Origin of the sequence: Streptomyces sp. NPDC048436, from assembly GCF_043200355.1 — a bacterium.
Classification (GTDB): domain Bacteria; phylum Actinomycetota; class Actinomycetes; order Streptomycetales; family Streptomycetaceae; genus Streptomyces.
Map to the genome: position 1 here is coordinate 47,973 of NZ_JBICXP010000013.1, position 24,509 is coordinate 72,481.

The following is a 24,509-nucleotide window of genomic DNA, read 5'->3' on the forward strand; positions in this document are numbered from 1 at the left end:
GGTCCGGGCTGCCCAGCTCGTCGGTGAGGTCACCCGGCGGCCGGCGGTCACGTACTTCACAGCGTGTTCGACAGCGCGGGGTGCCGGCCCCAGACGGCAGCGAGCGCCGGGCCCGGCAGTTCCCGCCCGGGTCCTGCCCTACTGCTTGCGCAACAGCGCGCAGACGAAGTTCTCCTCCACGGTCCGCAGCCGCTGCAGCAGTTCGGGCTTGTTCGTCTTGTTGACCTGGGTGGTGAGGGAGACTGTCAGCGACCGCTTGCCGTCCGGGGCAGCCGCGACCAGCTGCGTGTAGCCGGGGGTGTTGCCGGTGTGGCCATACACCACGCCGCAGCGGGTGGCGTACCGGAAGATGGCAAGACCCGCCTTGTTCTTGCCGGGACCCGCGGGTTCGGATGCGCCGTTCACCCAGTTCAGCTGCTGATGGCGTGTCCGGTCGGAAATCAACTTTCCGCCGGCGTAGGCGCGAATGAAGGTTGTCATGTCCTTCGGCGTCGAGAGGATCCCGCCCGACGCCCACACGCCCGACGCACTCAGTACCTCGCTGAGGTCCTCGGGCGGGTTCGGCGGGGTGACGTCGTAGCCGTGCATGTACGGCCTGGGCATCCGGTACCCCTGCGGCAGGCTGGTGCCGCGCAGACCCAACGGGCGGTACACGAGGTCGGCGAGCAGATCTTCGTAGCGGCGGCCTGTCACCGTCTCCGCCGTCAGTGCCACGGCGATGTTGTCGGAGTTGGAGTAGGCGTACCGGGTCCCAGGGCGGAACGCCAACGGTTCATCGGACGCGAAGTCCAGCAGCCGGCGGGAGTCGAAGTGGCGGCGCGGGTTTTCGGTCACCAGGGCCAGGAACTTCGGGTTCGCGCTGAAGTCCGGCAGTCCGCTGGTGTGGTTCAGGAGCTGCCGCAGCGTTACCCGATGCCATGCGCGGGGCAGCCGGGGAAGCAGCTTGCCGATGGTGTCGTTCAGACGCAGCTTCCCGTAGTCGGCGAGCTGGAGGGCGACCGCACCGCTGTACGCCTTGGCCGTACTGGCGATGCGCATGTGGTCGGTGGCCTTGATCGGACGGCCGGTTCCGGTCTTGGCAACCCCGGCCCGGTACACCTTGGTGCGGGACCCGCGCTTGAGGACGGCGATCGCTCCGGGCGGTCCGCCGGGTGCGTTGGTCAGTTCCTGCAACTGCCCTCGCAGTGAGCGGTCATCGTCTGCGGCGACATCCGCGGCGCGGGCCGGGGCCTGCACCGAACCCGCCATACAGGCAGCGGCCAGCAGAGCGACAAGGGGCAGGCGGACGGGCAGGCGGACCTGCGAAAAGCTGGGAACCGGCACGGAAGGACTCCTGAGACGTGAGCGCGGCGGGACGTCAGAACGATCAATTGCCGTCAGGGCATCCGATCTTCTGGACCCGCAGGTCTTCCAGCACCAACGTGCTTCTCACCAGGGTCCCTCCCGATTCATCCCATAACGGGATATACAGAAACAGGACATTACCCAAAGGCCTACGTGACGCGGCCGTACTGGACCTCAACGAGTGACACGGACACACCGCCGGAGGCCCGCCCTCCTGCTCGCCCGCTCGCTGCCCTGCAGGCTGCCTGAGGTCGGCACGGCGCGCCGTCGCTCCCGCCATGGTGATCGAGTACGAGCGTGCGCACCGATGATCCGTCAACGGTCATTCATTCGCACCCACATTCGGCGGCTCCACGGGTAGTTGGCCGTGTCCGCTCTCGTGGTTCTCATTTGCCGGGCGTGGCCGGTCCATCCGGATCAGCACGCGTTTGAGCCAGCGGTCCGAGCCGTCATACCGGGGTTTGAAAGATCTGCGGCTGTGCACGGCGACGTCGTTGTCAATGAGGACCGCGTCACCGGGGTGCAGCCGTACTGTTTCCTCGCAGGCGGCGAGGTGCGCGCCGAGCGCCGCGTACGCATTATGGAACGCCGGGGCATCGGTGAGCAGTCTGCTGTAGGCCGGGTCGTAGCGTAGTTGTCGACCATCTGGCCCGTTCCAGAGCGTTTTTGCCCCGGGCGCAGTGCCGGACTTCGCTGTCCAGTCTCCGTATGAGTCGTCCGGCATGATCTGCACCAGCGGCTTCTCCAACTGCGCCGCCTCCTCGTCGGAAATGGCCGCCCGGCGGATGCTCGCCACTCCGGTGCCAATGGCTTCGGGGTTGCGTACGCAGACCAGCATCAGCAGGTCCGCCCGCTGAGGGTGAAAGGCGTCCTCCGTGTGACAGGTCAGGGGCGCGGTACTGCTGGCTCCCACCTGTACGCGCTCATATCCCTTACTGGGCACGATGTTGTGGACCAGGCGCCCGTCCTGCTGATTCACCCACCCGAAGACCCCGCCCACTGCCGACGCAGCCAGCACGAGTGCGATGTCGAACGCTGCCGTACGCGCCGATCCGGCCTCGCTCCAATGCGCCGGTGTCGGGCCGGCGTCGAGGGCGAATGGCTCGAACAGGCCAGGCACGACGCGGTATCCGTCTGCCGTGGGGACGGGCGACAACAGGGGAAGCAAATCAGCGACAACCGCGGCGCGTTGAGGAGTCGGCCGCAGCTGCAGGACCGCATCGGGTGTGACGCCGTCCTCGGCGAGGTCACGGGCCACCATCTCCAACCGCTCGGCCGCAGCGGGAACGGCGCTATGTGCCAGCATGCGCACTCCTTGGAATCTCGATGTACCCGCCGCGCATCCGGCCAAGTGCCGGGGGTTGCGGTGCCGTGGGCTTCGTGGTCCAGGCCCAGGCCGTGTTTGAGTCCGCGGTAGTCGTGCTCGATCCGCCAGCGGAGTTCGCCTGGCGCACCAGGTCGGCGACAGCCTGCGGGCCAACTGGAACGCCCGCTTGGGCCGAGTGCAGCGGTGAGGGACGAACTCGAGCGCTAGGTCTCACTCGCTGTGCCTGAGCGCGCTATCGGCATGAGGCGCCAAGTAGAGCGCTCAGTGTGGCCTGCTCTTGCGCTGCGGGCGTGTCAGTCGAATTCGCCGTCGCGTACTCCGCCGCGGAAGGCGGCCCACTCCTGCTCGGTGAAGCGTAGGTCGCCCCGGTCAGGGTTCTTGGAGTCCCGCACAGCAACCGCCCCGCCGCCGAGCTCCGCCACCTCCACGCAACCATCTATGGCTTGGCTCCTGGTGCTCTTGTGCCAGGAGGCCGATGACAGATCCCGCTCGTACAGATCCTGCTTGCGCATGGTGGTCTCCTTTCATCACCTTCCACCGTGCTCCGCACCAGTCGCCTGTGCATCTTGGATCAGCACCCTGAGGTCTGCGGGGGGCCGCCACCTAGCATGCCCGCACGGGCCAAGTGCAGCGGCCGACCCTTCGCGTCGCGCGTTCTTGGAGGGCCCGCCGCGCCTCCTGCACCTCACCCGTGGTGCTGCTGTGCGACCTCGGTGGCAGCGGCGAGAAGGGCTCGCAGTTGGTCCTGCTCGGTGGCGGAGAGACGGGTCCGCAGAGCTCGCTCGAGGGTCAGGACCTTCCGGTCGGCTTTTTGGAGGAGTCCTTGGCCGGCTGGGGTGATACGTGTCTCGCGCACATGCCGGTGGGTGGGATGGGGGATGCGCTCGATCCAGCCGTTCTTCTCCAATTTGGCCACGGTCTCACTCATGGCCTGGGGCGTGATGAAGCAACGGCGGGCCAGCTCGGCGCTGGTGATGCCGGGCGTCTCGTCGAGAAGGATCATCACGTTGTACTGCGCCATCGTCATGCCCGCCGCGCGCACGGCCGCGTTTTTCGCATTCTGGGTGGCTTGTTCAGCCGTCTTGATGGCCGTGAGCAGACGGCGCGCAGGTGTGAGGTTCGCATCCATGCAGGAAGTCTAGTTCCCGTATGGCTATCAGGTAACCTGTTAGGAGTAAGGAACCTGAAAGGAGTGCCGAAGTGAACAACCCCCGCCCCTCTGACATCGCCCGCGCCTACCTGGACGCCTTCGGCAGCGGGGACGTCGCTGCCGCACTCGCCCTGCTCACCGACGACGTCGTCTGGCACGTCGACGGCGCCCCCGAAGTGCCTACCGTGGGGCTGCGGCAGGGCCGCGCCCGTGTCAAGGAATGGATGGAAGGCTTCCCCGAGTCCTTCGAGCCGCTCGGCTTCCGCATCTCGGCCATGGCCGACTGCGGCAGCACCGCCCTTGCGACCGGCTGGTTCCGCTACCGAGTTCGCGCCACACAGCGCACCGTCGAGGGCGACTTCACCATCCGGTTCGAGGTCCGCGACGGCAGGATCAGCCACTACCAGATCTACGAGGACTCCCTCGCGCTCGCGCAGGCCTTCCAGACCGACGTCGCGGCGCCCGATCCGGACGCCCGGCGGCTGCGCGTCAACGACACGGTGTACGCGTACGAAGATGTCGGAGAAGGCCCGGTCGTGCTGTTTCTGCACGGTCTGTTCCTCGATCGGACCATCTTCCGCAGCCAGGCGCGGGAACTCGCCCAAGACCACCGCTGCGTCTCCGTGGACCTGCCGGGGCACGGACAGTCCACATGGCCGATTGCCGGGTGGACGCTGGACGACATCGCCGACGACATCGCTCTCATGGTCCAAGAGCGCGGATGGGGAAGGGTGGCGCTCGTCGGGCACTCGCAGGGCGGCATGGTCGCCCTGCGGCTCACGGCCCGCCATCCCGGCATGGTCGACCGCCTCGCGCTGCTCGGTACGAGCGCCCGCGCCGAACCTGCGGACCGCAGAGAAATGTGGCAGCGCCGCCGCGCCCTGCTGGGTGAAAGGGGCGAGGGCTACGAGGCCGAAGGCACCGGTCGCACCACACTCGCCGAGGAGATCCAGGCCTACGCGACCCACCCGGACTGGCGCGCCGCCCACCCCGAAGCGGCACAGGACGCCCGCAGGCTCATGGAGGTACAGGACGGGCCGGCAATGCAGCACGCGCTCGACTCCGCGGTACTCGGGCGATCCGACATACGGCGCCTGCTGCCGGACATCCATGTGCCCGCGCTGGTTGTGGCGGGCCGGGACGACACGGCGACCCCTCTGGAACTGTCAGCGGAAATCGCCGATCTCCTTCCCCGCAGTCGGCTGGAGGTGCTCGACCACGTCGCCCACCACGCCCCCCTGGAGTCTCCAGAACGTGTCTCGGCACTCCTCGCCGACTTCTTGCGCGAGGAATAGGCGCAGAGAGGCCGTGTCGCCACACCGGGCGGCCCTCGCGGAGCACGATTTCCCGTCCTCGGACGCTGCCGCATCCACAGACGGGATGCCCGACCCGCAAGGCACGGAGACCAGCACACGGCAAAGGCCGCCGCCGAGCTTGAGAGGGGCGGACGTGAGGACCACGGAGCGATCGCTGCGGGTACGCCCCGGTGGTGCGGGGGCGTGGGCGGTTGGCCTCGCGGTGGGCGCCGTCGAGGTGGTCGTCGGCGCGACCCTCTCCCCGTTCGACCCCGAGTGGGCGGCGGTGACCCGACGCGCGGCCGGACCGATCCGAGTGATTCCGTGTGTCGGTGCCCGTGGCAACGTGGGTGCTGAGGTGCCTGTGGAGGCGGGCCCGCGGCAGCCGACGTCCCAGGAATCGACCGAGGATCCCGCCACCGCCATGCGGAGGCAACGGCGGTCGGTGAGCGGCGGCCGGTTCGGCAGTATCGGCTGATCCAAGCGCCGCCTGCGCGCATCCCGGACGACTGGCCTGTCGGCGTCACCGGCCGTATCCGATCCGTATGCCGAGAGCAGGGCCCGGCATGGCCACCCCACACGCATACGCGAACGGCGCGAGGCCGATGGCCGCACACACCGCACACACCCCGCGGGGCGCTCACGCCGTGGCCGCGCAGGCATCGCTCCACCCTCCGGAAACGCCGCCCCAGCGCGCGCGACACCCCCCTTCGTCGGCCGTCAACTGCGGCCACCAGAGCGCCCGTTCAACATATGGCCGCTTTAACGTCCTCGTAAGGCAGTTGCGATTTAAGCCTTGACACGTGCCTGCCACCGCGCCACCTTGGGAGCGCTCCCACAACGAAGACTCGCACATTCCACTCCCCCGCACCGGATGACGAAAGGACGTGACGCGGCGCATACGCGCTCCCCGTCATGCTCCAGGCCGTCCGGCAGAGGAAGGCGTTTGTCATGAGCTCGCCGAAGCGCTCCAGGCACGGCCGCACCAGAGGGCTCCCGGCCCTCCTGATCGGCGCCCTCACGCTCGCCCTGGCCGTCACCCTGACGGGCGGGCCGGCCACCGCGGCCCAGCAGGACACGTTGCATGAACTCGCCGCCGCCCAGGGCAAGTACTTCGGCTCCGCCACCGACAACCCCGAACTGCCCGATGCCGCCTACTCGGCCATCCTGGGCTCCGAGTTCGGACAGATCACCCCCGGCAACTCCATGAAGTGGGACACCACCGAGCCCGTCCAGGGCCAGTTCGACTTCGCCAAGGGCGATGTGATCACCGACTTCGCCGCGCAGCACGGCCAGACCGTGCGCGGCCACACCCTGGTCTGGCACAGCCAACTGCCGGGCTGGGTCGGCGCTCTGCCGTCGGCACGGGTCGAGGCGGCGATGACCCGCCACGTCACCGAGGAGGCCGCGCACTACCGCGGCGAGGTCACCGCGTGGGACGTGGTGAACGAGCCGTTCAACGAGGACGGGACCTTCCGCTCAAGTCCCTTCTACACCGCCATGGGCAGCGACTACATCGCCACCGCCCTGCGCGCCGCCCACGCCGCAGACCCGGACGCCGAGCTCTATCTCAACGACTACAACATCGAGGGGCTCGGCGCGAAGAGCGACGCCATGTACACCCTTGTGAAGGAGCTGCTCGACGAGGGCGTGCCGCTCGACGGAGTCGGGATGCAGGCGCATCTGGCCGTCCAGTACGGCTTCCCGAACCAGATGCGGGCCAACATGCAGCGGTTCGCCGACCTCGGTCTCGATGTGGCCGTCACGGAACTCGACGTGCGCATGGAACTGCCGGCCGATGCGGCCAAGACCGCAACGCAGTCCTCGTACTACCGGCAAGTGGTCGAGACCTGCCTGGCAGTCGAGCGTTGCATCGGTATCACGGTGTGGGACTACACGGACAAGTACTCCTGGGTCCCGAGCACGTTCCCCGGTCAGGGCTCGGCCAATCTGTACGACGAGAACCTGCTGCCCAAGCCCGCCCACTCCGCCGTGCGCACGGCTCTGGGCGGCGAGGACGACGGCGGGGACGGCGGACCGGGGGCGCTCAAGGCGCAGTACCGCAGCAGCGACTCCGCTACGCGTGACAACCAGATCAAGCCCGGCGTCCAACTCGTGAACACCGGCAGCACGGCGGTCAGCCTCTCGGACGTGACGGTCCGGTACTGGTTCACCTCGGAGAACGGAGCTTCCTCGTACAGCACGTGGTGCGACTGGTCCCCGATCGGCTGCTCCACCGTGACCCACCGGGTGGCCACCGCGGGTATCCCGAAGGCGGGCGCCGACCATTACCTCGAAGTCGGCTTCCGCGGCGGCAGCCTGGCCCCGGGCGCCTCAACAGGCGAGATCCAGCTGCGGCTGAACAAGACGGACTGGTCGAACTTCGACGAGTCCGACGACTACAGCCACGGCAGCGGCACCTCGTACGCGGACGCCCTGAAGATCGTCGTCTACGTGGGTGGCGAGCGGGTCTGGGGCATCGAGCCCTGACCATCGGCCGCACCGGCCGCACCGGCCGCACCGGCCGCCCCATCCTTCCGCACCGCCTTCCGCTCCCCCGCCGCACCTTCCCGCTCGCCCCCCCCGTCCCCCCTCCCCCGTTCCTCACCCCTCCTTCCCCCGACGACACCCCCCAATGGAGGATTTGTGTCGATATCACGAAGAACGTTCAGCAGCGCCTTAGGCGGCAGTCTGGTCGCCGTCGGCCTCGCGCAGGGCACCGCCGTCGCCCAACCCGATCCCCCGGCGGCCGGCACCGGCGCCCGCGCGGCCGCGGCCGACGACCCTTACACGCAGGCCTTCCTCACTCAGTACCGCAAGATCAAGGCGTCCGCCAACGGCTACTTCAGCCCGGACGGTCTGCCGTACCACTCGGTCGAGACCCTGATGGTGGAGGCGCCCGACCACGGTCACCAGACCACGTCGGAGGCGGTCAGCTTCTGGATGTGGCTTGAGGCGGCGTACGGACGGGTGACCGGTGACTGGGCCCCCTTCAACGCGGCCTGGGCGGTGGCCGAGAAGACGATCATTCCCCAGCACGCGGACCAGTCGACCTCCGGCTCCTACAATCCCTCCTCTCCCGCGACCTATGCCCCTGAGCACCCGCTGCCCAGCGGCTACCCCTCCGCCCTGGACGGCAGCGTCCGGGTCGGCACGGATCCGCTCGCCACCGAACTCGCCGCGTCCTACGGGACGATGGACGTCTACGGCATGCACTGGCTGATGGACCTCGACAACGTCTACGGCTACGGCAACAAGCCCGGCACCGGCGGCGAGTCCGGGCCTGGCGCCGGGGCCTCCTACATCAACACCTACCAGCGCGGCGCGCAGGAGTCGGTGTGGGAGACCGTGCCGCAGCCCACCACCGACCTCTTCAAGTACGGCGGGCCCAACGGCTACCTCGACCTGTTCGTGGGCGACGCGAGCTACGCCAAGCAGTGGAAGTACACCAACGCGCCGGACGCCGACGCCCGCGCTGTGCAGGCGGCCTACTGGGCCTTCCGCTGGGCCTCTGCCCAGGGCAAGTCGAGCGAGGTCGCGGCCTCGGTGGCGAAGGCCGCCAAGATGGGCGACTTCCTCCGCTACGCCATGTTCGACAAGTACTTCAAGCGGATCGGCGACTGCACCGACCCGGCCTCCTGTCCGGCCGCCTCCGGCCGGGACGCCCAGCACTACCTGCTGTCCTGGTACTACGCCTGGGGTGGCGCAGCGGCGGACAGCGGCGGCGGATGGGCCTGGCGCATCGGTGACGGCGCCTCCCACCAGGGCTACCAGAACCCGCTCTCGGCCTGGGCGCTGTCCAACGTACCGGCGCTGACCCCCAAGTCGGCCACGGCCAGGGGCGACTGGTCCAAGAGCCTGACCCGGCAGCTGGAGTTCCTGACCTGGCTGCAGTCCAGCGAGGGCGCCTTCGCGGGCGGCTGCACCAACAGCTGGGAGGGGAGCTACAGCAAGCCGCCGGCCGGTACGCCGACCTTCTACGGCATGGCGTACGACTGGCAGCCGGTCTATCACGACCCGCCGAGCAACAACTGGTTCGGCTTCCAGGCGTGGGGCATGGAGCGGCTCGCGGCGTATTACCACGAGACGGGCAACGCCGCCGCCAAGGCCGTGCTGTCCAAGTGGGTCGCCTGGGCCGCGTCCGAGACGACGGTGGGCGCCGACGGCAGCTTCCGCTTCCCCTCCACGCTCAAGTGGACCGGTCAGCCCGACACCTGGAACGCGGCGTCACCCGGGAAGAACGCGGGCCTGCACGTCACGGTGGTGGACTACGCCAACGACGTCGGTGTCGGCGCCGCGTACGTCAAGACGCTCACCTACTACGCCGCCAAGTCGGGCGACAAGGACGCCGCGGCGCTGGCCAAGGCGCTCCTGGACGCGATGGCGCTGAACACCACCGCCAAGGGCATCGCCGTGCCGGAGACCCGCAGGGACTACAACCGGTTCAACGACAAGGTGTACATCCCGGACGGCTGGTCGGGCACGATGCCGAACGGTGACCCCATCAAGCCGGGTGCGACCTTCATCAGCATCCGCAGCTGGTACAAGGACGACCCGGACTGGCCCAAGGTGCAGGCCTACCTCGACGGCGGTGCCGCACCCACGTTCACGTTCCACCGGTTCTGGGCGCAGGCGGCGCTCGCGCTGGCCTTCGCGATCTACGCGGAGCTGCTGGTGGACGGCGGCGGGACCGGCGGGGACACCGAGGCCCCTTCGGTTCCGGCCGGCCTCACCGTGACCGCGACGACCAGCGACAGCGTGTCGCTCTCCTGGTCGGCCGCCACCGACAACGTCGGCGTGACCGGCTACGACGTCTACCGCAACGGAGTCCTTGCGGGCAACGCCACCGCCCGGACGTTCACCGACACCGCTCTCGCCGCGAAGACCGAGTACAGGTACGCGGTCGCGGCACGGGACGCGGGGGGCAACACCTCTGCGCTTTCAGCCGCGGTCACCGCCACCACGAAGGGCGGGTCGAGCGGCACCGGCGCGGTGAAGGTCCAGTACAAGAACAACGACTCGGCCACCGGTGACAACCAGATCAGGATGGGCCTGCGGGTGCTGAACACGGGCAGCGCCCCCATCGACCTGTCGACGGTAAAGGTGCGGTACTGGTTCACCTCCGACGGCGGACCGAACACCTTCGGCACGTACTGCGACTACGCCGCGCTCGGCTCGTCCAACATCACCCACTCGGTGACCGCCGTCTCCAGCCCCACGACGGGAGCCGACCGCTATCTGGAGATCGGCTTCACCGGCGGTGCCGGAACCCTGGCCGCCGGTGCGTCGACGGGCGAGATCCAGCTGCGGACGAACAAGAGCGACTGGTCCAACTTCAACGAGGCGGACGACTACAGCCACGCCACCAACACCGCGTACGTGGACTCCTCCAAGGTCGGCGCCTACGTCGCCGGAACCCTCGCGTGGGGAATCGAGCCGTGACCGGCAGGCGGTTCCCGCTCCTGGCCGGGACAGCGGCAGCGTTCGTACTCGCCGCCGCGTCGATGCTCACCGGCGCCCCGGCCGCCTCGGCGGCGGCTCCGGTCACCGACTGCACTCAGTGGGGCACCACCCAACTGCGGGGCGGGGAGTACACCTACCAGCAGAACGAGTGGAACTCCGAAGCCGAGCAGTGTGTGAGCGTCGACCCGGCCACGGGCGCCTGGAGCGTCACCAAGGCCTCGTTCTCCCTGCCGACGAACGCCGCCCCGGCCACCTATCCCTCCAGTTACAAGGGCTGTCACTGGGGGGCGTGCACCACGGGCAGCGGGCTGCCGTTGCGCGTCGACGAGCTGGGCAGCGTACGCACCGACTGGTCGACCACCCAGGTCGGCTCCGGCGCGTACAACGCGTCGATGGACATCTGGTTCAACTCGGCGCCGATCACCGACGACCAGCCGGACGGCACCGAGCTGATGATCTGGATGAACCATCGCGGCGGCGTCCAGCCGATCGGGTCCCGCACCGCCACGGTGCAGCTCGACGGCCGGAACTGGGACGTCTGGACCGGTCCCGGCGCCTCGGGCTGGAAAGTCATCTCGTACGTGCTCCAGGGCGGCGCCACCGAGCTCACCGACTTCAACGTGAAGAAGCTGATCGACGACGGCGTCGGCCGCGGATCGATCAACCCCGCGCACCATCTCATCGACGCGGAGGCCGGGTTCGAGATCTGGCAGGGCGGTCAGGGCCTCGGAATGAACGGCTTCTCCTTCGCGGCGAGCAAGGAGGACGACGGCGGCGGGCCGGACACCCAGGCACCGACGGTGCCGGCGGGCGTGGCCGTGACCGGCACGACCAGCAGCTCTGTCTCGCTCTCCTGGACTCCGGCGACCGACGACACCGCTGTCAGCGGGTACGACGTCTACCGGGACGGGGTGAAGGCGGGCACCACCGCCTCCGCCTCGTTCACCGACACGGGGCTTACCGCGTCCTCCACCCACAGCTACACCGTGCGGGCCAAGGACGCGGCGGGGAACACCTCCGCGGCCTCCGCGCCGGTCACCGCGACCACCTCGCCGGGAGGCGGCGGACCGACCGGCGCCATCAAGGCCCAGTACAAGAACAACGACTCCTCGCCGGGCGACAACCAGATCAGACCCGGCCTCCGGCTCGTCAACACCGGCTCCACGGCGGTCGATCTGAGCAAGGTCACCCTGCGCTACTGGTTCAGCGGCGAGTCCGGCGCGGCCACGTACGGCACAGCGTGCGACTACGCGGTGATCGGCTGCGGCGCGGTCACCCACCGCGTGGTGTCCGCAGGGTCCGGCAAACCCGGCGCGGACCACTACCTGGAAGTCGGCTTCACCGACGGCAGCCTGGCACCCGGCGCCTCCACCGGTGAGATGCAGCTGCGGCTGAACAAGAGCGACTGGTCCAACTTCAACGAGACCGACGACTACAGCAGGGCCACCAACACGGCCTTCGCCGACGCCCCGAAGGTCGCCGTGTACGTCAACGGCGCCCTGGCGTCGGGCACTTCACCGTGACCGGGCGCTGACAGCGCCGGCCACCCATCCCACTCCCGATGGCGGGTTGTCCATCCGCCCCGCGATACCCGCCATCGGGTGCACAGCCGACACCCCACGAACCGCCTGCGAGGAGCATCCGCAGGCGCACGAGAGGAGCACGGAGCCGCAATGAGTACCAGTGGAACCACCTTGCACCGGCTACGCCGAAGACTGGCCGCAGTCTCCGCCCTGGCCATGGGCGCGGCGCTGGCCGTCATCATCCCCACCACCCCCGCATCGGCGGCGGCGCGGGTCGACAATCCCTACGTGGGCGCCAAGGCGTATGTGAACCCCGACTGGTCCGCCAAGGCCGCGGCCGAACCGGGCGGCGCCGCCATCGCCGACACGCCGGCCTTCGTCTGGATGGACCGCATCGCGGCCATCAAGGGCTCGTCCCAGGCGAAGGGCCTGCGCGAACACCTCGACACGGCACTGGACCAGGGCGCGAACCTGTTCCAGGTCGTCATCTACGACCTGCCGGGACGGGACTGCGCCGCGCTGGCGTCCAACGGTGAGCTCGGCCCGACCGAGCTGGGCCGCTACAAGAGCGAGTACATCGACCCGATCTCCGACGTCCTCGACGATCCGGCGTACGCGAACCTGCGCATCGTCACGGTCATCGAGCCCGACTCGCTGCCGAACCTGGTCACCAACGCGGGCGGCACAGCCGGTTCGACCGAAGCCTGCGCGACGATGAAGGCGAACGGCAACTACGAGAAGGGCATCGGCTACGCGCTGCACACCCTGGGTGCCATTCCCAACGTCTACAACTACATCGACGCCGCCCACCACGGCTGGCTGGGCTGGGACAGCAACATGGGTCCGGCCGTCACGGAGTTCAAGAAGGCGGCCACGACCGAGGGCGCCACGGTCGCCGACGTCTCGGGCTTCATCGTGAACACGGCCAACTACTCGGCGCTCAAAGAGCCGAACTTCAAGGTCACCGACTCGGTGAACGGCACCACGGTGCGCCAGTCCAAGTGGGTCGACTGGAACTACTACGTCGATGAGCTGTCGTTCGCCCAGGCGCTGCGTACCCAACTGGTGAGCGAGGGCTTCAACTCCAACATCGGCATGCTGATCGACACGGCCCGCAACGGCTGGGGCGGCTCCGCACGGCCCACCGGCCCCGGCCCGCAGACCAGCGTGGACACCTACGTCAACGGCGGCCGGGTCGACCGGCGCATCCACGCCGGCAACTGGTGCAACCAGAGCGGCGCGGGCATCGGCGAACGTCCCACCAGCGCGCCGGAGCCCGGCATCGACGCGTACGTCTGGGCGAAGCCCCCGGGTGAGTCCGACGGCAACAGCGCCCCCATCGACAACGACGAGGGCAAGGGCTTCGACCGGATGTGCGACCCCACGTACACCGGTAACGGCCGCAACGGCAACAGCATGTCCGGCGCCCTGCCCAACTCCCCGCTCGCGGGCCACTGGTTCTCCGCGCAGTTCCAGGAGCTCGTGCGCAACGCCTACCCGGCGATCAACGGCGGCGGCGGTGGCGACACCAAGGCGCCGACCGCCCCGACCGGCCTGACGGCGACGGCGAAGACCGCCGACAGCGTCTCGCTGTCCTGGACTGCGTCGACCGACGACACCGGTGTGAGCGGCTACGACGTGTTCCGCTCCGGAGTGAAGGTGGGCTCCACGACCACGACCTCGTACACCGACACGGGACTGGCGGCCTCGACCGCCTACAGCTACACGGTCAAGGCCAAGGATGCCGCAGGTAACGTCTCGGCGGCCTCCAGCGCCCTCTCGGTCACCACGTCGGCGGGCGGCGGCACCGGGACGGGCGCCCTCAAGGTCCAGTACAAGAACACCGACTCCTCCGCCACCGACAACCAGATCCGGATGGCCTTGCAGGTGGTCAACACCGGCAGCACCGCGGTGGACCTGTCCAAGGTGAAGCTGCGCTACTGGTTCACCCCCGAGTCCGGGTCCTCCACCTTCGGTACCTCGTGCGACTACGCGGTCATCGGCTGCGGGACCCTGACCCACGGGGTGAAGACCGCCGGTTCGGCAGCCGGTGCCAGCCACTACCTGGAGGTCTCGTTCGGCAGCGGCACCCTGGCCGCCGGCGCCTCCACCGGTGAGATGCAGCTCCGGCTGAACAAGAGCGACTGGTCCAACTTCAACGAGGCGGACGACTACAGCCGTTCGACCAGCACGTCCTTCGCCGACGCGGCGAAGATCGGCGCGTACGTGAACGGCACGCTCTCCTGGGGCACCGCCCCCTGATCTTGCGTGATCCATGCCGCGGTCCTCAAGGAGGGCCATCGGCCACCAGGCCCGGCATGACGGTGCCCCCCTGTCGATCGGATGACCAGGGGGGTGCCGTCACCGGGCCCAAGGTGTGCTGCCGGAGACGCTGATCAGGGCCGAGTCGGCGCAGGCAAGATCGGACTCAACGTCCACTCAGCTATCTTGCAGGGGAGTCAGGACGAACGCGAAGCCCACCGGGGCGAGTTCGAGCCGGTACTGAGGCAGTACGCCCGGTCCCACCGCGGCGGTGCCGAGGCCCTGGACGGCATGGTCGGTGTGGAGGTGGATCACCGGGCCCGGGGTGAGATCGCTGGGGTGCCGTGCGGCGTCGAGCTGTCGGTCGGTCCAGCGGCGCGCGGCGAAATGGAACGGCTCCTCGCCCATGACGCGCAGTCCGTTCCCTGCCCCCTCGGTGAAGGTGGCCCAGCGGGTGTCCGCACGGTTGCCGTTCTCCTGGGGGCGCACGTAGGGCGTCCGCAGCTCGACCAGGTCGCGCGGAAACCGCCGACGCGGACTGCCTGCCGCGAGTCGGGGTAGGCCTCGCCGGGGCCTGTTCCGAACCACTCCACCTGGGACCGGTCGGCGGGGATCTCCCAGTCGAGTCCGATGCGCGCCAGTGAGCGGGCCCCGTTCCTGCGGACCAGCTCCTGGTACTCCTCCGGCGGGAGTGCCGGGTCCACCATGGTGTCGCCGAAGTCATCGCCCCGCTCCGGCCAGTGGCCGACGGGTTCGGCGTGCACCCGCAGGCGCAGGCTGTCACCGTCGCTGTCCCAGCGGTAGGTGGTGAGGTAACCGGAGCTGCCCGCGGCGGCGTTGCGGACGACGACTGTCATGCCGTGGGCGTCCGGGGTGACGGAGACGGTGCGGTACCGCAGTCGGTCGAGTCCACGGTCCTTCCAGTAGGCGGCGTCGCGCTGGTGCCGGCCGCGGTCGTTGTCGGTGGGGGCGCGCCACAGGTTCAGCCGTGGTCCGCGGAGGGAGAGTTCGCCGATGGAGAGCAGAGCTCCGGTGGTCCGGTCGAAGCAGCCGGGGCCCAGCAGAATGTACTCGCCGTCGCTGCGGGCAGGGCCCGGCGGGCCGATCGGTCGGCGACGGTCCGTCGCGGAGAGCTGGAGCTGGAGCTGGAGCTGAAGTTGCCCCCAGGCGACCACGTGACCTTCAGGGGCCCAGTCGGCGGGCTTGGCCAGCTCCGCCTGGACGGTGAGCCAGAGCTCGCCTCCGCCGTCCTCCCCGCCCTGGGGGCACCTCCCAGCGGTAGCTGGGGGAGGGTCAAGGCGGGGCAGCGGCAGCCAGCCATGTTCCCCGGCCGCGAGCTCCGGTGTGGGCAGCACGCCATGGGCCAGCTCGACCCCTTCGCGGGCCAGTGACCAGGTGAACCGCAGGTGGGACAGGTCCAGGACCTCGTAGTGGTTCTCCACCGTGAAGGCGTCCGCCTCCGGGCCGGGGCCTATGCGGACGGGGGCGATCACCTTCGCGTACTCCAGGAGACCCGGGGAGGGAGTGCGGTCGGGGAGGACCAGGCCGTCGCAGATGAAGTTGCCGTCGTGCAGGTCCTCACCGAAGTCGCCGCCGTAGCCGAAGAACTCGCGCCCCTGGGCGTCACGGGTGCGCAGTCCCTGGTCCATCCACTCCCAGACGTAGCCACCCTGGACCCGCGGGTACTCGTCGCACAGCTGCATGTATTCGGCGAGTCCGCCGGGCCCGTTGCCCATGGCGTGGGCGAACTCGGCGAGCAGGAAGGGCTTGCGGTTGCGCGGGTCATCCGCCGGGTCGCCGGAGCCGGCGCGCGCCGGATAGTGGACCTCGCCCGGCAGCTGCTGTCCCCTGCCGATCCGGGCGACGGCGGCGGGCCGGCCGGTACATCTGGCCCTGCACGTCGGTGTACTCGCCGAGCCGGTCGGCCTCGTAGTGGATCGGGCGGGACGGGTCGCGCCGCCGGACCCACTCGGACATGGCCCGGAGGTTGCGGCCGTCCCCGGCCTCGTTGCCGAGCGACCACAGGATGACGCTCGGGTGGTTCTTGTCCCGTTCCACGGTCCGCTCGATGCGGTCCAGGTAGGCGTCATGCCAGCGAGGGTTGTCGGAGGGGTTGCGCTGCCAGCGCTCCGGATCGGCATGCTCGAAGCCGTGGGTCTCGAGGTCGCATTCGACCATGACCCACAGGCCGAGCTCGTCGCACAGGTCGAGGAACGCGGGGTGCGGCGGGTAGTGCGCGGTGCGCACGGCGTTGATGTTGTGCTGCTTCATCAACTCCACGTCACGGCGCATGACTTCGAGCGAGAGCGCACGGCCGCGATCGGGGTCGAACTCGTGCCGGTTCACGCCGCGCAGCACCACCCGGCGGCCGTTGACCCGGAGCACCCCTGCCTCGTCGACGGCCACGCTGCGGAACCCGACCCGGATCCGGACCCGCTCGCTGCCCGTGGCCAGGTACGCCTCGTAGAGCTGCGGGTCCTCCGCGCTCCAGGGCCGTACCGCCGCGAAGGCGAACTCGTCCCCGGCCGGCTGGTCGTGGATCCCGAGGGCCGGGATGTCGATCCGTACCGGTGCGTCCGCGTCGGCCTCCACCCGGAGCTGGCCCGCGCCGGTGTCCGCGTCGTAGTCGGCGTGCACGAAGACGTCCCGGATGCCGCCCGTCGGGCGGGCCAGCAAGGACATATCGCGGAAGATGCCCGACAGGCGCCAGGTGTCCTGGTCCTCGAGGTAGGTGCCCGCGGAGAACTGGTGCACCCGGACCGCGAGGACGTTCCGGCCGGGCCGCAGCAGCTCGGTCACGTCGAACCCGGTCGGCAGGCGGCTGCCGTAAGTGACGCCCAGCTCACGGCCGTTGAGCCAGACCCGGGCGCAGGAGTCCACGCCTTCGAAGCGCACCACGGTCGGCGCGTTGGCCCAGGTGGCGGGCAGGTCGAAGACCCGGCGGTAGTCCCCGGTCTCGTTCTCGTCCGGGACGAAGGGCGGGTCGACCGGTATCGGGTAGGCGATGTTGACGTAAATGGGGCGGCCGTAGCCGTGCAGCTGCCAGTGCGAAGGGCGTCCCAGGATCCGTCGTCGAAGTCCGGGGCTTCGAATCCGTCCGGTTCCGGGCACAGGGCGGGCGAGAACCGGAACGCCCAGTCCCCGTTGAGGTCGATTCTGGGGCGTCGGAGTCCAGGGCTGCGCGCGGCACGGCCCTGCCGTGGCCGGGTGCGAAGTCCTCGAAATAGCGGGCGGACATGCGGCATCCTCCGGCGATCTTGGATGATGCGGGCGACCGTACTATCGAAGGTGTCTTGCGGGAAGCGCCGCCATCACACGGGGCTGTTCCGGGGGTTGGGCCGTGCGAACGCGGCGCCCCGCGGCGATGTCGAACAGCTCAGCGCCCACGAGGCATCTCGGGAGGGCTTCAACTCCGCGACGCTGCCCTGCGGTTGATGAGTTCCCTCATGCGCGAGGGGTTGACGTTGGCTGTGGGAATTCTATGATTCACGGCGTCCGGAGGTTCGTTCATCGTCCGAAATATCGAACCCGTAGGCCGTTGCGGGGGCCTCGGGCTCCCCGCTCGGCTCCACCTGACATCAACCGGCGACTGGGAGCGCTCCCAACGCTCTGCCGGTTCAGCGACAGCACCCGCACCCCGCAAGGAGGCGCCATGGTCACGCACAGAACGTCAGGCTCGTCCGCGTCAGAAGACCCGGCCACGTCCAGAACTGCTCAGCATCGCCCACACAGAGCGGGCAGGCGACGAGGGATCGTCGGCGTCCTGGTCGCCGCGCTGCTGGCCGGCCTGTGCGTCGCCCTCGGCGCGGCTCCTGCCTCGGCGGCAACGGTCGACACCGGCGCCTGGTACGTGCTGGTCAACCGCGCCAGCGGCAAGGCTCTCGATGTCACCGGCCGCGACGTGGACAACGGCACAGGTATGCAGCAGTACACCCGCAACAGTGGCGCCTGGCAGCAGTGGCGGTTCGTCGACGCGGGCAACGGCGCGTACGAGATCCGATCCCGCTTCACCGGCAAAGTGCTCGACGTGGCCGGGGCGTCCACCGCCGATGGCGCCCGCATCCAGCAGTGGGACGACGCGAACGGAAGCAATCAGCGTTTCTCGCTCGCCGACTCCTCTGACGGCCATGTCCGCCTGATCGGCAAGGCCAGCAACAAAGCCGTCAGCGTATCCGGGGCCTCAACTGCCGATGGTGCAGCGGTTGTTCAGACCGCCGACAGCGGCGCGACCGCCCAGCAGTGGCAGTTGGTGCGGGCCGGAACCGTCTCCACCTCACTGTCGTCGGCGCCGTCGTGGGTGTCGACCGGCGTACTGGCCGGGCCGAAGTCCGACGCCTCGCACAACCTCGCCTCGATCAAGGACTTCTCGGTCATCCGGTACAACGGCAAATACCACGTGTACGCCACCACGGCCAGCAAGTCCGGCGGCTGGAACCTGGAGTACTTCAGCTTCGAGAAGTGGGCGGACGCGTCCTCGGCCACCCAGCACTACCTCGACTCGTCGGGCATCGGCAGCGGCTATCGCGCCGCTCCCCAAGTCTTCTACAACGCCCCGCAAGGCCTGTGGTACATGGTCTACCAGACCGGCCCGCCCACCTACTCGACCACGACCGACCCGTCGAACCCCAAATCCTGGTCCACACCGAAGACGTTCATCGCGTCCGAGCCCGCGATCGTGACGCAGAACAAGGGCGACGGCGGCTGGATCGACTTCTGGACGATCTGCGACACGTCGAACTGCTACCTGTTCTTCAGCGACGACAACGGCCACCTCTACCGCGCGCAGACCACCCTCGCGAACTTCCCCAACGGGTTCGGCAACACCCAGATCGTCATGACGGACTCCAAGTACGCTCTCTTCGAGGCGTCGAACGTGTACAAGGTGTCCGGGACGAACCAGTACCTCCTCATCGTCGAGGCGATCGGTGCGAACGGACGCTACTTCCGCTCCTGGACGTCGTCGAGCCTGACCGGCACCTGGTCCCCGCAGGCGGCCACCGAGAGCGCCCCGTTCGCGGGCAAGGCCAACGTCTCCTTCAACGGCCCCGCGTGGACCAACGACATCAGCCACGGCGAGATGATCCGGGCCGGCAACGACCAGACACTGCCCATCGACCCCTGCCATCTGCAGTACGTATACCAAGGGCGTGATCCCAACTCCGGCGGCGACTACTCACAACTCCCCTACCGCATGGGCCTGCTGACGCAGTCGAACTCCAACTGCTGACTCTTGACTCAGTGAAAGCGACAAGAATGCAGAGGGATGCCATGCATTTGGGATTCAGCACGTCCTGGTGGGGACGCCGACGGCGTACGGGAGTGCTCATCGCGGTGACCGCCCTGATGGCGGCGCTCTTGACCGGGTTGGGCGCCGCCGACGGGGCGAGTCTCACGCAGTCGACCCCCACCAAGAGCGCCAACCAGCAGTGGCAACTGGTCCGCGCGAAAGGGGTGCTGGCACAGGTGCACACCGCCGGGCGGGTCAAGGACGGCGGAGACACCGTGCAGTACAGCTGGCCCGGCGTGTACTTCGAGGGCCGCTTCAGCGGTACCGGCGTGGGCATCGTTCTCAACGACTCGGCCGCCGACTACGACGTCCAGATCGACGGAGCAACCGTCGACACGCTCGTCACGCCCGGCAACACCACGCACTGGGTCAAGGGCCTGTCGAACGGCACGCACACCGTCCGGCTCGTCAAGCGCAACGACACTCCAGGGGACACCAGCACCTTCGGAGGTTTCGTCGCCGCACCCGGCGGTGCCGTACTGAGCAAACCGGCCGCCCGCGATCGCCAGATCGAGTTCATCGGCGACTCCCTCACGGTGGGCTACGGCAACCTCTCGACGTCACGCACGTGCACCTCGGAGCAGGTCAAGCGGAACACCAACTCCGATGTGAGCTACGGCGCCCTCACCGCCCGGCGGATGAACGCCGACTACCAGATCAACGGCTACTCGGGCCGTGGCATGGTGCGCAACTACAACGGAGGCTCGCCGGACGTCACGTACCGGACCTTCTACGACCGTGCCCTGCTGAACGTGTCGGGTGACGTCTGGCAGAACCCGGGCACCTGGCGCCCCAAGGTCGTGGTGGTCAACCTCGGCACCAACGACTTCTCGACCGCGGTCAACCCCGGTGAGCCGTGGACGCCGGACAGCCTCGCGGCCGCCTACCGCGGCGCGTACGGCGACTTCATCCAGAAGCTGCGCACGCGCTACGGCGCCGACACGACCGTCGTGGCGATCGGCTCCGGCCAGTACGCCGGCCATGTCAAGGAGGTCGTCAAGGCACGCAACGACGCCGGCGACAGCCGGGTCCGCTACTGGTCCCTCGACGACTCGGGCCTGGACTTCTCCGGCTGCGACTGGCACTACTCGGCCCACGACGACCGGCTCATCGCCGACCGCCTCACGTCGTTCATCGGCGGTCTGCCGACAGGCTGGTAACGGCACCAAAGGTGATGCGGTGAGGCAGGGCCGACCCTGCCTCACCGCATCGGCATGACGCGGCCTTACCGACCTCTCAGGAGGTCGTTCCGGTCACGGTGGATCCCGACTTCGTCACGTAGTACGTCACCTTGGCGCCGCTCCAGAAGTGGAAGGTGAGCGTCACGCGCGAACCTGCCTTCACCGCGTCGAGGAAGGCGGGGGTGAGGCGGATGAAGTTCTTCCCGTAGTCGGGCGAGAACGCCTTGTTGAACTGCTGGTACGGGGTCCAGTCAGTCGGTCCGGCATTGCTGCCGTCGGCGTACTTGGCGGTCATCGTCGCCAGCACGTCCCCGCGGAACCGTGTGGGGATCCGGAACGCATCGGCCGCTCCGGTGGCAGCCGACTGCACCGGGGTGCCGTGGGAGATCACCTGGATGCGCCAGGGCACACCTCGGGAGAACTCGGCCTGCAGCGTCGCGTTGACCCCCTCGCTGCGATCGCCGACGAGGCGGGCAAGCGTCGCCGCCTTCAGGGTGAGACGGTTTCCGGAGAGTGTGTAGTCCTTGCCGTTGACCAGCTTGGTGGTCCCCTGCTTGAGCGCCTTGAAGGTGGCACCGTTCAGGTTCAGGGTGAGCGTACGGACCTTGACCGGGCCGGATTTCGGCACAAAGACGTTGTCCGAAGCGGCCGTTGCCGAGCGCGTCGTCCAACTCGACTTGATCTGACGGAACAGTCCGGCGTCCTTCCACTGTCCCCGGCTGCGGTCGAAGAGGGACCCGTTGTCCCACAGGACGGTGGTGACCTTGTTGGTGCGGGCCGTGTGGCCGAGCGCCTCGAAGTACTTCAGCATCTCGCCGCGTTCCACACCGCCGGGACCGTGGTCGTCGCCGAGCAGCCCGTCCTCGCCGAGGACGACGGGGATGTCCTTGGCGACGAAGGTGTCATGCATCCGCTTGAATGCCTTGTCCAAGTCCCCCTGGGCCGTGGCATCGAAGCGGGTGGAGCCGGCGAGGTTCACGCTGAACGGAAAGTAGCCGTAGTAGTGCACGGTGGCGATCAGCCTCGGGTCGCGCAAGGACTTGATCTTGGTGGCCAGGTTGTTCATCAGTGCCTGGTCGGGCGTGCAGCCTTCGGTGGGCAGCATGAGCAGGCGGCTCTTGTTGTTCCCTCCCGACCCGCGCACGACCTTGTGGAAGGAGGTGTTCAACTCATTGAGCAGATCGGCCTTCCGGTCAGCGTCGGCGTTGTCGAACTGGGGCTCGTTGATGCTCTCGAAGACCAGCTTCGCGGGCTCGTTCTTGAACGCCTTGGAGATCTGGGTCCAGGTGGAGTTGAAGCGGGACAGCACCTTGTCGTGGTCGGTGGACATCGCCTTCGTCCACTGCCATGAGTCGTGATGGACGTCGAGGATCACATAGAGACCGTCGTCGATCGCCCAGTCGACCACTTGCTTGACCCTCTTGATGTACGCGGGGTCGATGGTGTAATTCGGTGCCGCTCCCTGGTGGTCGCTCCATGTCACGGGCACCCGGATGCTGTTGAAGCCCTGGGCGCGGACCTTGTCCAGCAGGGCCTTTGTGGTGCGGGGCTGGCCCCACGCCGTCTCGTCGGGGACGGCGTCAAGGCTGTTGCCGAGGTTCCAGCCCGGCTGCATCGCGGCCACGGCCGCCTTCGCGTCGGCGGGAACCGGGGCGGCGGCCGCGGACGCCTTGGGGGTGGCGTCGTCGCCGAACGTTCCGAAGACCGTGCCGTACGTGAGCACGCTCGCGACGACCGCGGCCAGCGGCACTCCCACGGTCAGCCGCAGTCTGCGGCGGCGGTGCTGTGGGGACTGTTTGTTCTTCATCGTTCATCCGTTCTGGAAGACCTGGTCAGTGTCTCTTCGTGCAGTTGCCGCCGGTGAACGGGAGGTTGCCGTGTTTCGCCCATCAATTTTCGATTTCGCTGAAATGTTTCGTACGTGGAAACGCCCTGGTTGCCCGGTGCGAGTCGGGCAACCAGGGCGAGGGGCCGTTGCTCAGGACGTCGTGCCGGTGACCGAGCTTCCGGACTTGGTCACGTGGTAGGTGACGGTGGCGCCGCTGTAGTAGTGGAAGGTCAGTGTCACTGGCGCGTCGGCGCGCAGCGCGTCAAGGAACTCAGTGGTCAGGGTGGTCTTACCGCCCGGATAGTCGGGCGAGAACGCCTTGTTGAACTCCTGGTACGGAGTCCAGGAGGTCTGGCCGGCGGTGCTGCCGTCGGCGTACTTGGCCTCCATGGTCGCCAGCACGTCACCGCGGTACTGCGTGGGAATGGTGAACGAGCCGGTCGTACCCGTGGAGTTGGACAGCACCGGAGTGTCGTGGGTGACGATGTCGATGTTCCAGGGCAGTCCGCGGGAGAACCGTGCCTGGAGCGTCGCGTTGACTCCGTAGTCATGGTTGCCGGTCAGCCGGGTCAGTGCGGCGGCCGTGAGGGTGAGTTTGTTACCGGAGAGCGTGTAGTCGCGTCCCGCGACGAGCCGAGTGTCGCCTTGCCACAGGCCCCGGAAGGTGGTGCCGTTCGGGTTCAGTGTGAGCGACTGGGCGGTGATCGGGCTCGACATCCGCACGAAGACCTTGTCGAAGGAGGCGGTTCCCGAACGGGTGGTCCAGCTCGACTTGATCCAGGAGAACAGGGCGGGGTCGCGCCATTTCATCGTGTCGCGGTTCAGGTAGGCGAAGGGGTCCCACAGGGCGGTGGTGACTTTGGCGGCGCGCGCCGCGTTGCTGACGTTTTCGAAGTACTTCAGCGCCTCACCCCGCTCGACGCGCGGGGGATGGTTGTCGTCGGGCCAGCTGAGCAGCCCGTACTCGCCGAGGTAGACGGGGATTCCCTTGGCGACGAATGTGTCGCGCATCCGGGCGAAGGAGTCGGTCGTGTTCTTCTGGGCGGTGGCGTCGTAGTGAGTGCCGCCCGCGACGTTCACGCTGAACGGGTACCAGCCGTAGAAGTGCACGGTGGCCACCAGATTGGGGTCGTGCAGGGCGCTGATCGTGGCGTTCAGTTCGTCCATGGGCTTCTGGTCGGCCGTGCAGTACTGCGTGGGCAGGGCGAGCAGGCGGTTGGTGTTGCCGCCGCCCGACGAGCGGACGACCTTGTGGAAGGAGGTGTTCAGCTCGTTCAGGAGCTCGGCCTTCTGCGTGTCCGTGGCGTCGTCGAAGACCGGCTCGTTGACACTTTCGAAGAGCAGGGTGCGTGGTGCGTCCCGGAAGGTCGAGGAGATCTGGGTCCAGGTGGCGTTGAAGCGTGCGCGCACCTTGTCGTGGTCGGTGGCCATCTTGTTGATCCACTGCCACGAGTCGTGGTGGACGTTGATCACGACATAGAGGCCGTCGGCGAGCGCCCAGTCCACCACCTGCTTCACCCGGGCCATGTACGCGGCGTCGATGGTGTAGGGAGCGGTGGCCGACCGGTGGTCGGTCCAGGTCACCGGGATGCGTACGCTGCGGAAACCCTGCGCGCGGATGGTGTCGAACAGTGCTTTGGTGGTCGGTGGATTGCCCCAGGACGTCTCGTTCGGAAAGGCGTCCAGGGTGTTGCCCAGGTTCCAGCTGGGCTGCATCTCGGCGACGGCGTCCATGGCGCCGGCGGGAACTCTCACCTTGGATTGGACCTGGTGTGCCGAGCTGTCGGCCGTGGCCATCGCGATGCTGCCGGACAGGCCCACGACCACGAGCAGCGTCATCAGCAGGGCA

15 protein-coding genes and 1 pseudogene are annotated in these 24,509 nt (G+C 68.4%); 8 read left to right on the forward strand and 8 right to left on the reverse strand.

Annotation, left to right across the window (positions count from 1 at the left end):
• Positions 1-138: 138 nt before the first annotated feature.
• The 4 genes from ACGFX9_RS32705 to ACGFX9_RS32720 form a co-directional block, all read right to left on the reverse strand.
• Complete coding sequence (locus ACGFX9_RS32705; protein ID WP_393481917.1) at positions 139-1,248, reverse strand: serine hydrolase domain-containing protein; 1,110 nt, start codon at positions 1,246-1,248, stop codon at positions 139-141.
• Positions 1,249-1,666: 418 nt separating this feature from the next.
• On the reverse strand, positions 1,667-2,650 hold the full coding sequence (locus ACGFX9_RS32710) for a TauD/TfdA family dioxygenase (protein ID WP_393481476.1): 984 nt from the start codon (positions 2,648-2,650) through the stop codon (positions 1,667-1,669).
• A gap of 314 nt (positions 2,651-2,964) precedes the next feature.
• Complete coding sequence (locus ACGFX9_RS32715) at positions 2,965-3,183, reverse strand: DUF397 domain-containing protein (RefSeq protein ID WP_393481478.1); 219 nt, start codon at positions 3,181-3,183, stop codon at positions 2,965-2,967.
• A gap of 173 nt (positions 3,184-3,356) precedes the next feature.
• Positions 3,357-3,800, reverse strand: a complete 444-nt coding sequence (locus ACGFX9_RS32720; RefSeq protein ID WP_393481481.1) for a MarR family winged helix-turn-helix transcriptional regulator — start codon at positions 3,798-3,800, stop codon at positions 3,357-3,359.
• Positions 3,801-3,871: 71 nt separating this feature from the next.
• Here ACGFX9_RS32720 and ACGFX9_RS32725 point away from each other — a divergent pair, with 71 nt between their 5' ends.
• The 6 genes from ACGFX9_RS32725 (at position 3,872) to ACGFX9_RS32750 (ending at position 14,364) form a co-directional block, all read left to right on the forward strand.
• Positions 3,872-5,116, forward strand: a complete 1,245-nt coding sequence (locus ACGFX9_RS32725; RefSeq protein ID WP_393481484.1) for an alpha/beta fold hydrolase — start codon at positions 3,872-3,874, stop codon at positions 5,114-5,116.
• Between the two features lie 154 nt (positions 5,117-5,270).
• Positions 5,271-5,594 (forward strand): hypothetical protein, encoded by a 324-nt coding sequence (locus tag ACGFX9_RS32730; protein ID WP_393481487.1) that lies wholly within the window; start codon positions 5,271-5,273, stop codon positions 5,592-5,594.
• Positions 5,595-6,067: 473 nt separating this feature from the next.
• Complete coding sequence (locus ACGFX9_RS32735) at positions 6,068-7,606, forward strand: endo-1,4-beta-xylanase (RefSeq protein ID WP_393481490.1); 1,539 nt, start codon at positions 6,068-6,070, stop codon at positions 7,604-7,606.
• A gap of 201 nt (positions 7,607-7,807) precedes the next feature.
• On the forward strand, positions 7,808-10,558 hold the full coding sequence (locus ACGFX9_RS32740; protein WP_393481920.1) for a glycoside hydrolase family 48 protein: 2,751 nt from the start codon (positions 7,808-7,810) through the stop codon (positions 10,556-10,558).
• A complete protein-coding gene (locus ACGFX9_RS32745) occupies positions 10,555-12,102 on the forward strand; it encodes a cellulose binding domain-containing protein (RefSeq protein WP_393481493.1) in 1,548 nt (515 codons plus the stop codon). Before ACGFX9_RS32740 ends, ACGFX9_RS32745 begins: the two co-directional genes overlap by 4 nt.
• A 150-nt stretch (positions 12,103-12,252) precedes the next feature.
• Positions 12,253-14,364 carry a glycoside hydrolase family 6 protein gene (locus ACGFX9_RS32750; protein ID WP_393481496.1) on the forward strand — a complete coding sequence of 704 codons (2,112 nt, stop codon included), beginning with the start codon at positions 12,253-12,255 and terminating at the stop codon, positions 14,362-14,364.
• Between the two features lie 177 nt (positions 14,365-14,541).
• Here the strand turns inward: ACGFX9_RS32750 and ACGFX9_RS32755 are convergent.
• Both ACGFX9_RS32755 and ACGFX9_RS32760 read right to left on the reverse strand, forming a co-directional pair.
• Positions 14,542-16,100 (reverse strand): annotated as a pseudogene (locus ACGFX9_RS32755) (beta-galactosidase domain 4-containing protein).
• A gap of 46 nt (positions 16,101-16,146) precedes the next feature.
• Positions 16,147-17,475, reverse strand: a complete 1,329-nt coding sequence (locus tag ACGFX9_RS32760) for a glycoside hydrolase family 2 TIM barrel-domain containing protein (protein WP_393481499.1) — start codon at positions 17,473-17,475, stop codon at positions 16,147-16,149.
• Between the two features lie 541 nt (positions 17,476-18,016).
• Between ACGFX9_RS32760 and ACGFX9_RS32765 the strand changes: the two genes are divergently transcribed.
• The gene (locus ACGFX9_RS32765) at positions 18,017-19,591 is read left to right on the forward strand and encodes a non-reducing end alpha-L-arabinofuranosidase family hydrolase (protein ID WP_393481502.1); all 1,575 of its coding nucleotides are present in this window, start codon (positions 18,017-18,019) and stop codon (positions 19,589-19,591) included.
• A 47-nt stretch (positions 19,592-19,638) separates the two neighbouring features.
• Entirely contained in the window at positions 19,639-20,811 is a 1,173-nt protein-coding gene (locus tag ACGFX9_RS32770; RefSeq protein ID WP_393481505.1) for an SGNH/GDSL hydrolase family protein, read from the forward strand.
• Between the two features lie 76 nt (positions 20,812-20,887).
• Here ACGFX9_RS32770 and ACGFX9_RS32775 read toward each other — a convergent pair whose 3' ends face one another.
• Entirely contained in the window at positions 20,888-22,639 is a 1,752-nt protein-coding gene (locus tag ACGFX9_RS32775) for a cellulase family glycosylhydrolase (protein WP_393481508.1), read from the reverse strand.
• Between the two features lie 171 nt (positions 22,640-22,810).
• Positions 22,811-24,499, reverse strand: a complete 1,689-nt coding sequence (locus ACGFX9_RS32780) for a cellulase family glycosylhydrolase (RefSeq protein WP_393481923.1) — start codon at positions 24,497-24,499, stop codon at positions 22,811-22,813.
• Between the last annotated feature and the right edge of the window lie 10 nt (positions 24,500-24,509).

Bases quoted from the DNA above. Each gene is read 5' to 3' on its own strand.
- ACGFX9_RS32705 (WP_393481917.1), bottom strand. From the start codon at position 1,248: ATGGCGGGTTCGGTGCAGGCCCCGGCCCGCGCCGCGGATGTCGCCGCA.
- ACGFX9_RS32710 (WP_393481476.1), bottom strand. From the start codon at position 2,650: ATGCTGGCACATAGCGCCGTTCCCGCTGCGGCCGAGCGGTTGGAGATG.
- ACGFX9_RS32715 (WP_393481478.1), bottom strand. From the start codon at position 3,183: ATGCGCAAGCAGGATCTGTACGAGCGGGATCTGTCATCGGCCTCCTGG.
- ACGFX9_RS32720 (WP_393481481.1), bottom strand. From the start codon at position 3,800: ATGGATGCGAACCTCACACCTGCGCGCCGTCTGCTCACGGCCATCAAG.
- ACGFX9_RS32735 (WP_393481490.1), top strand. From the start codon at position 6,068: ATGAGCTCGCCGAAGCGCTCCAGGCACGGCCGCACCAGAGGGCTCCCG.
- ACGFX9_RS32750 (WP_393481496.1), top strand. From the start codon at position 12,253: ATGAGTACCAGTGGAACCACCTTGCACCGGCTACGCCGAAGACTGGCC.
- ACGFX9_RS32765 (WP_393481502.1), top strand. From the start codon at position 18,017: ATGGTCACGCACAGAACGTCAGGCTCGTCCGCGTCAGAAGACCCGGCC.
- ACGFX9_RS32775 (WP_393481508.1), bottom strand. From the start codon at position 22,639: ATGAAGAACAAACAGTCCCCACAGCACCGCCGCCGCAGACTGCGGCTG.
- ACGFX9_RS32780 (WP_393481923.1), bottom strand. From the start codon at position 24,499: ATGACGCTGCTCGTGGTCGTGGGCCTGTCCGGCAGCATCGCGATGGCC.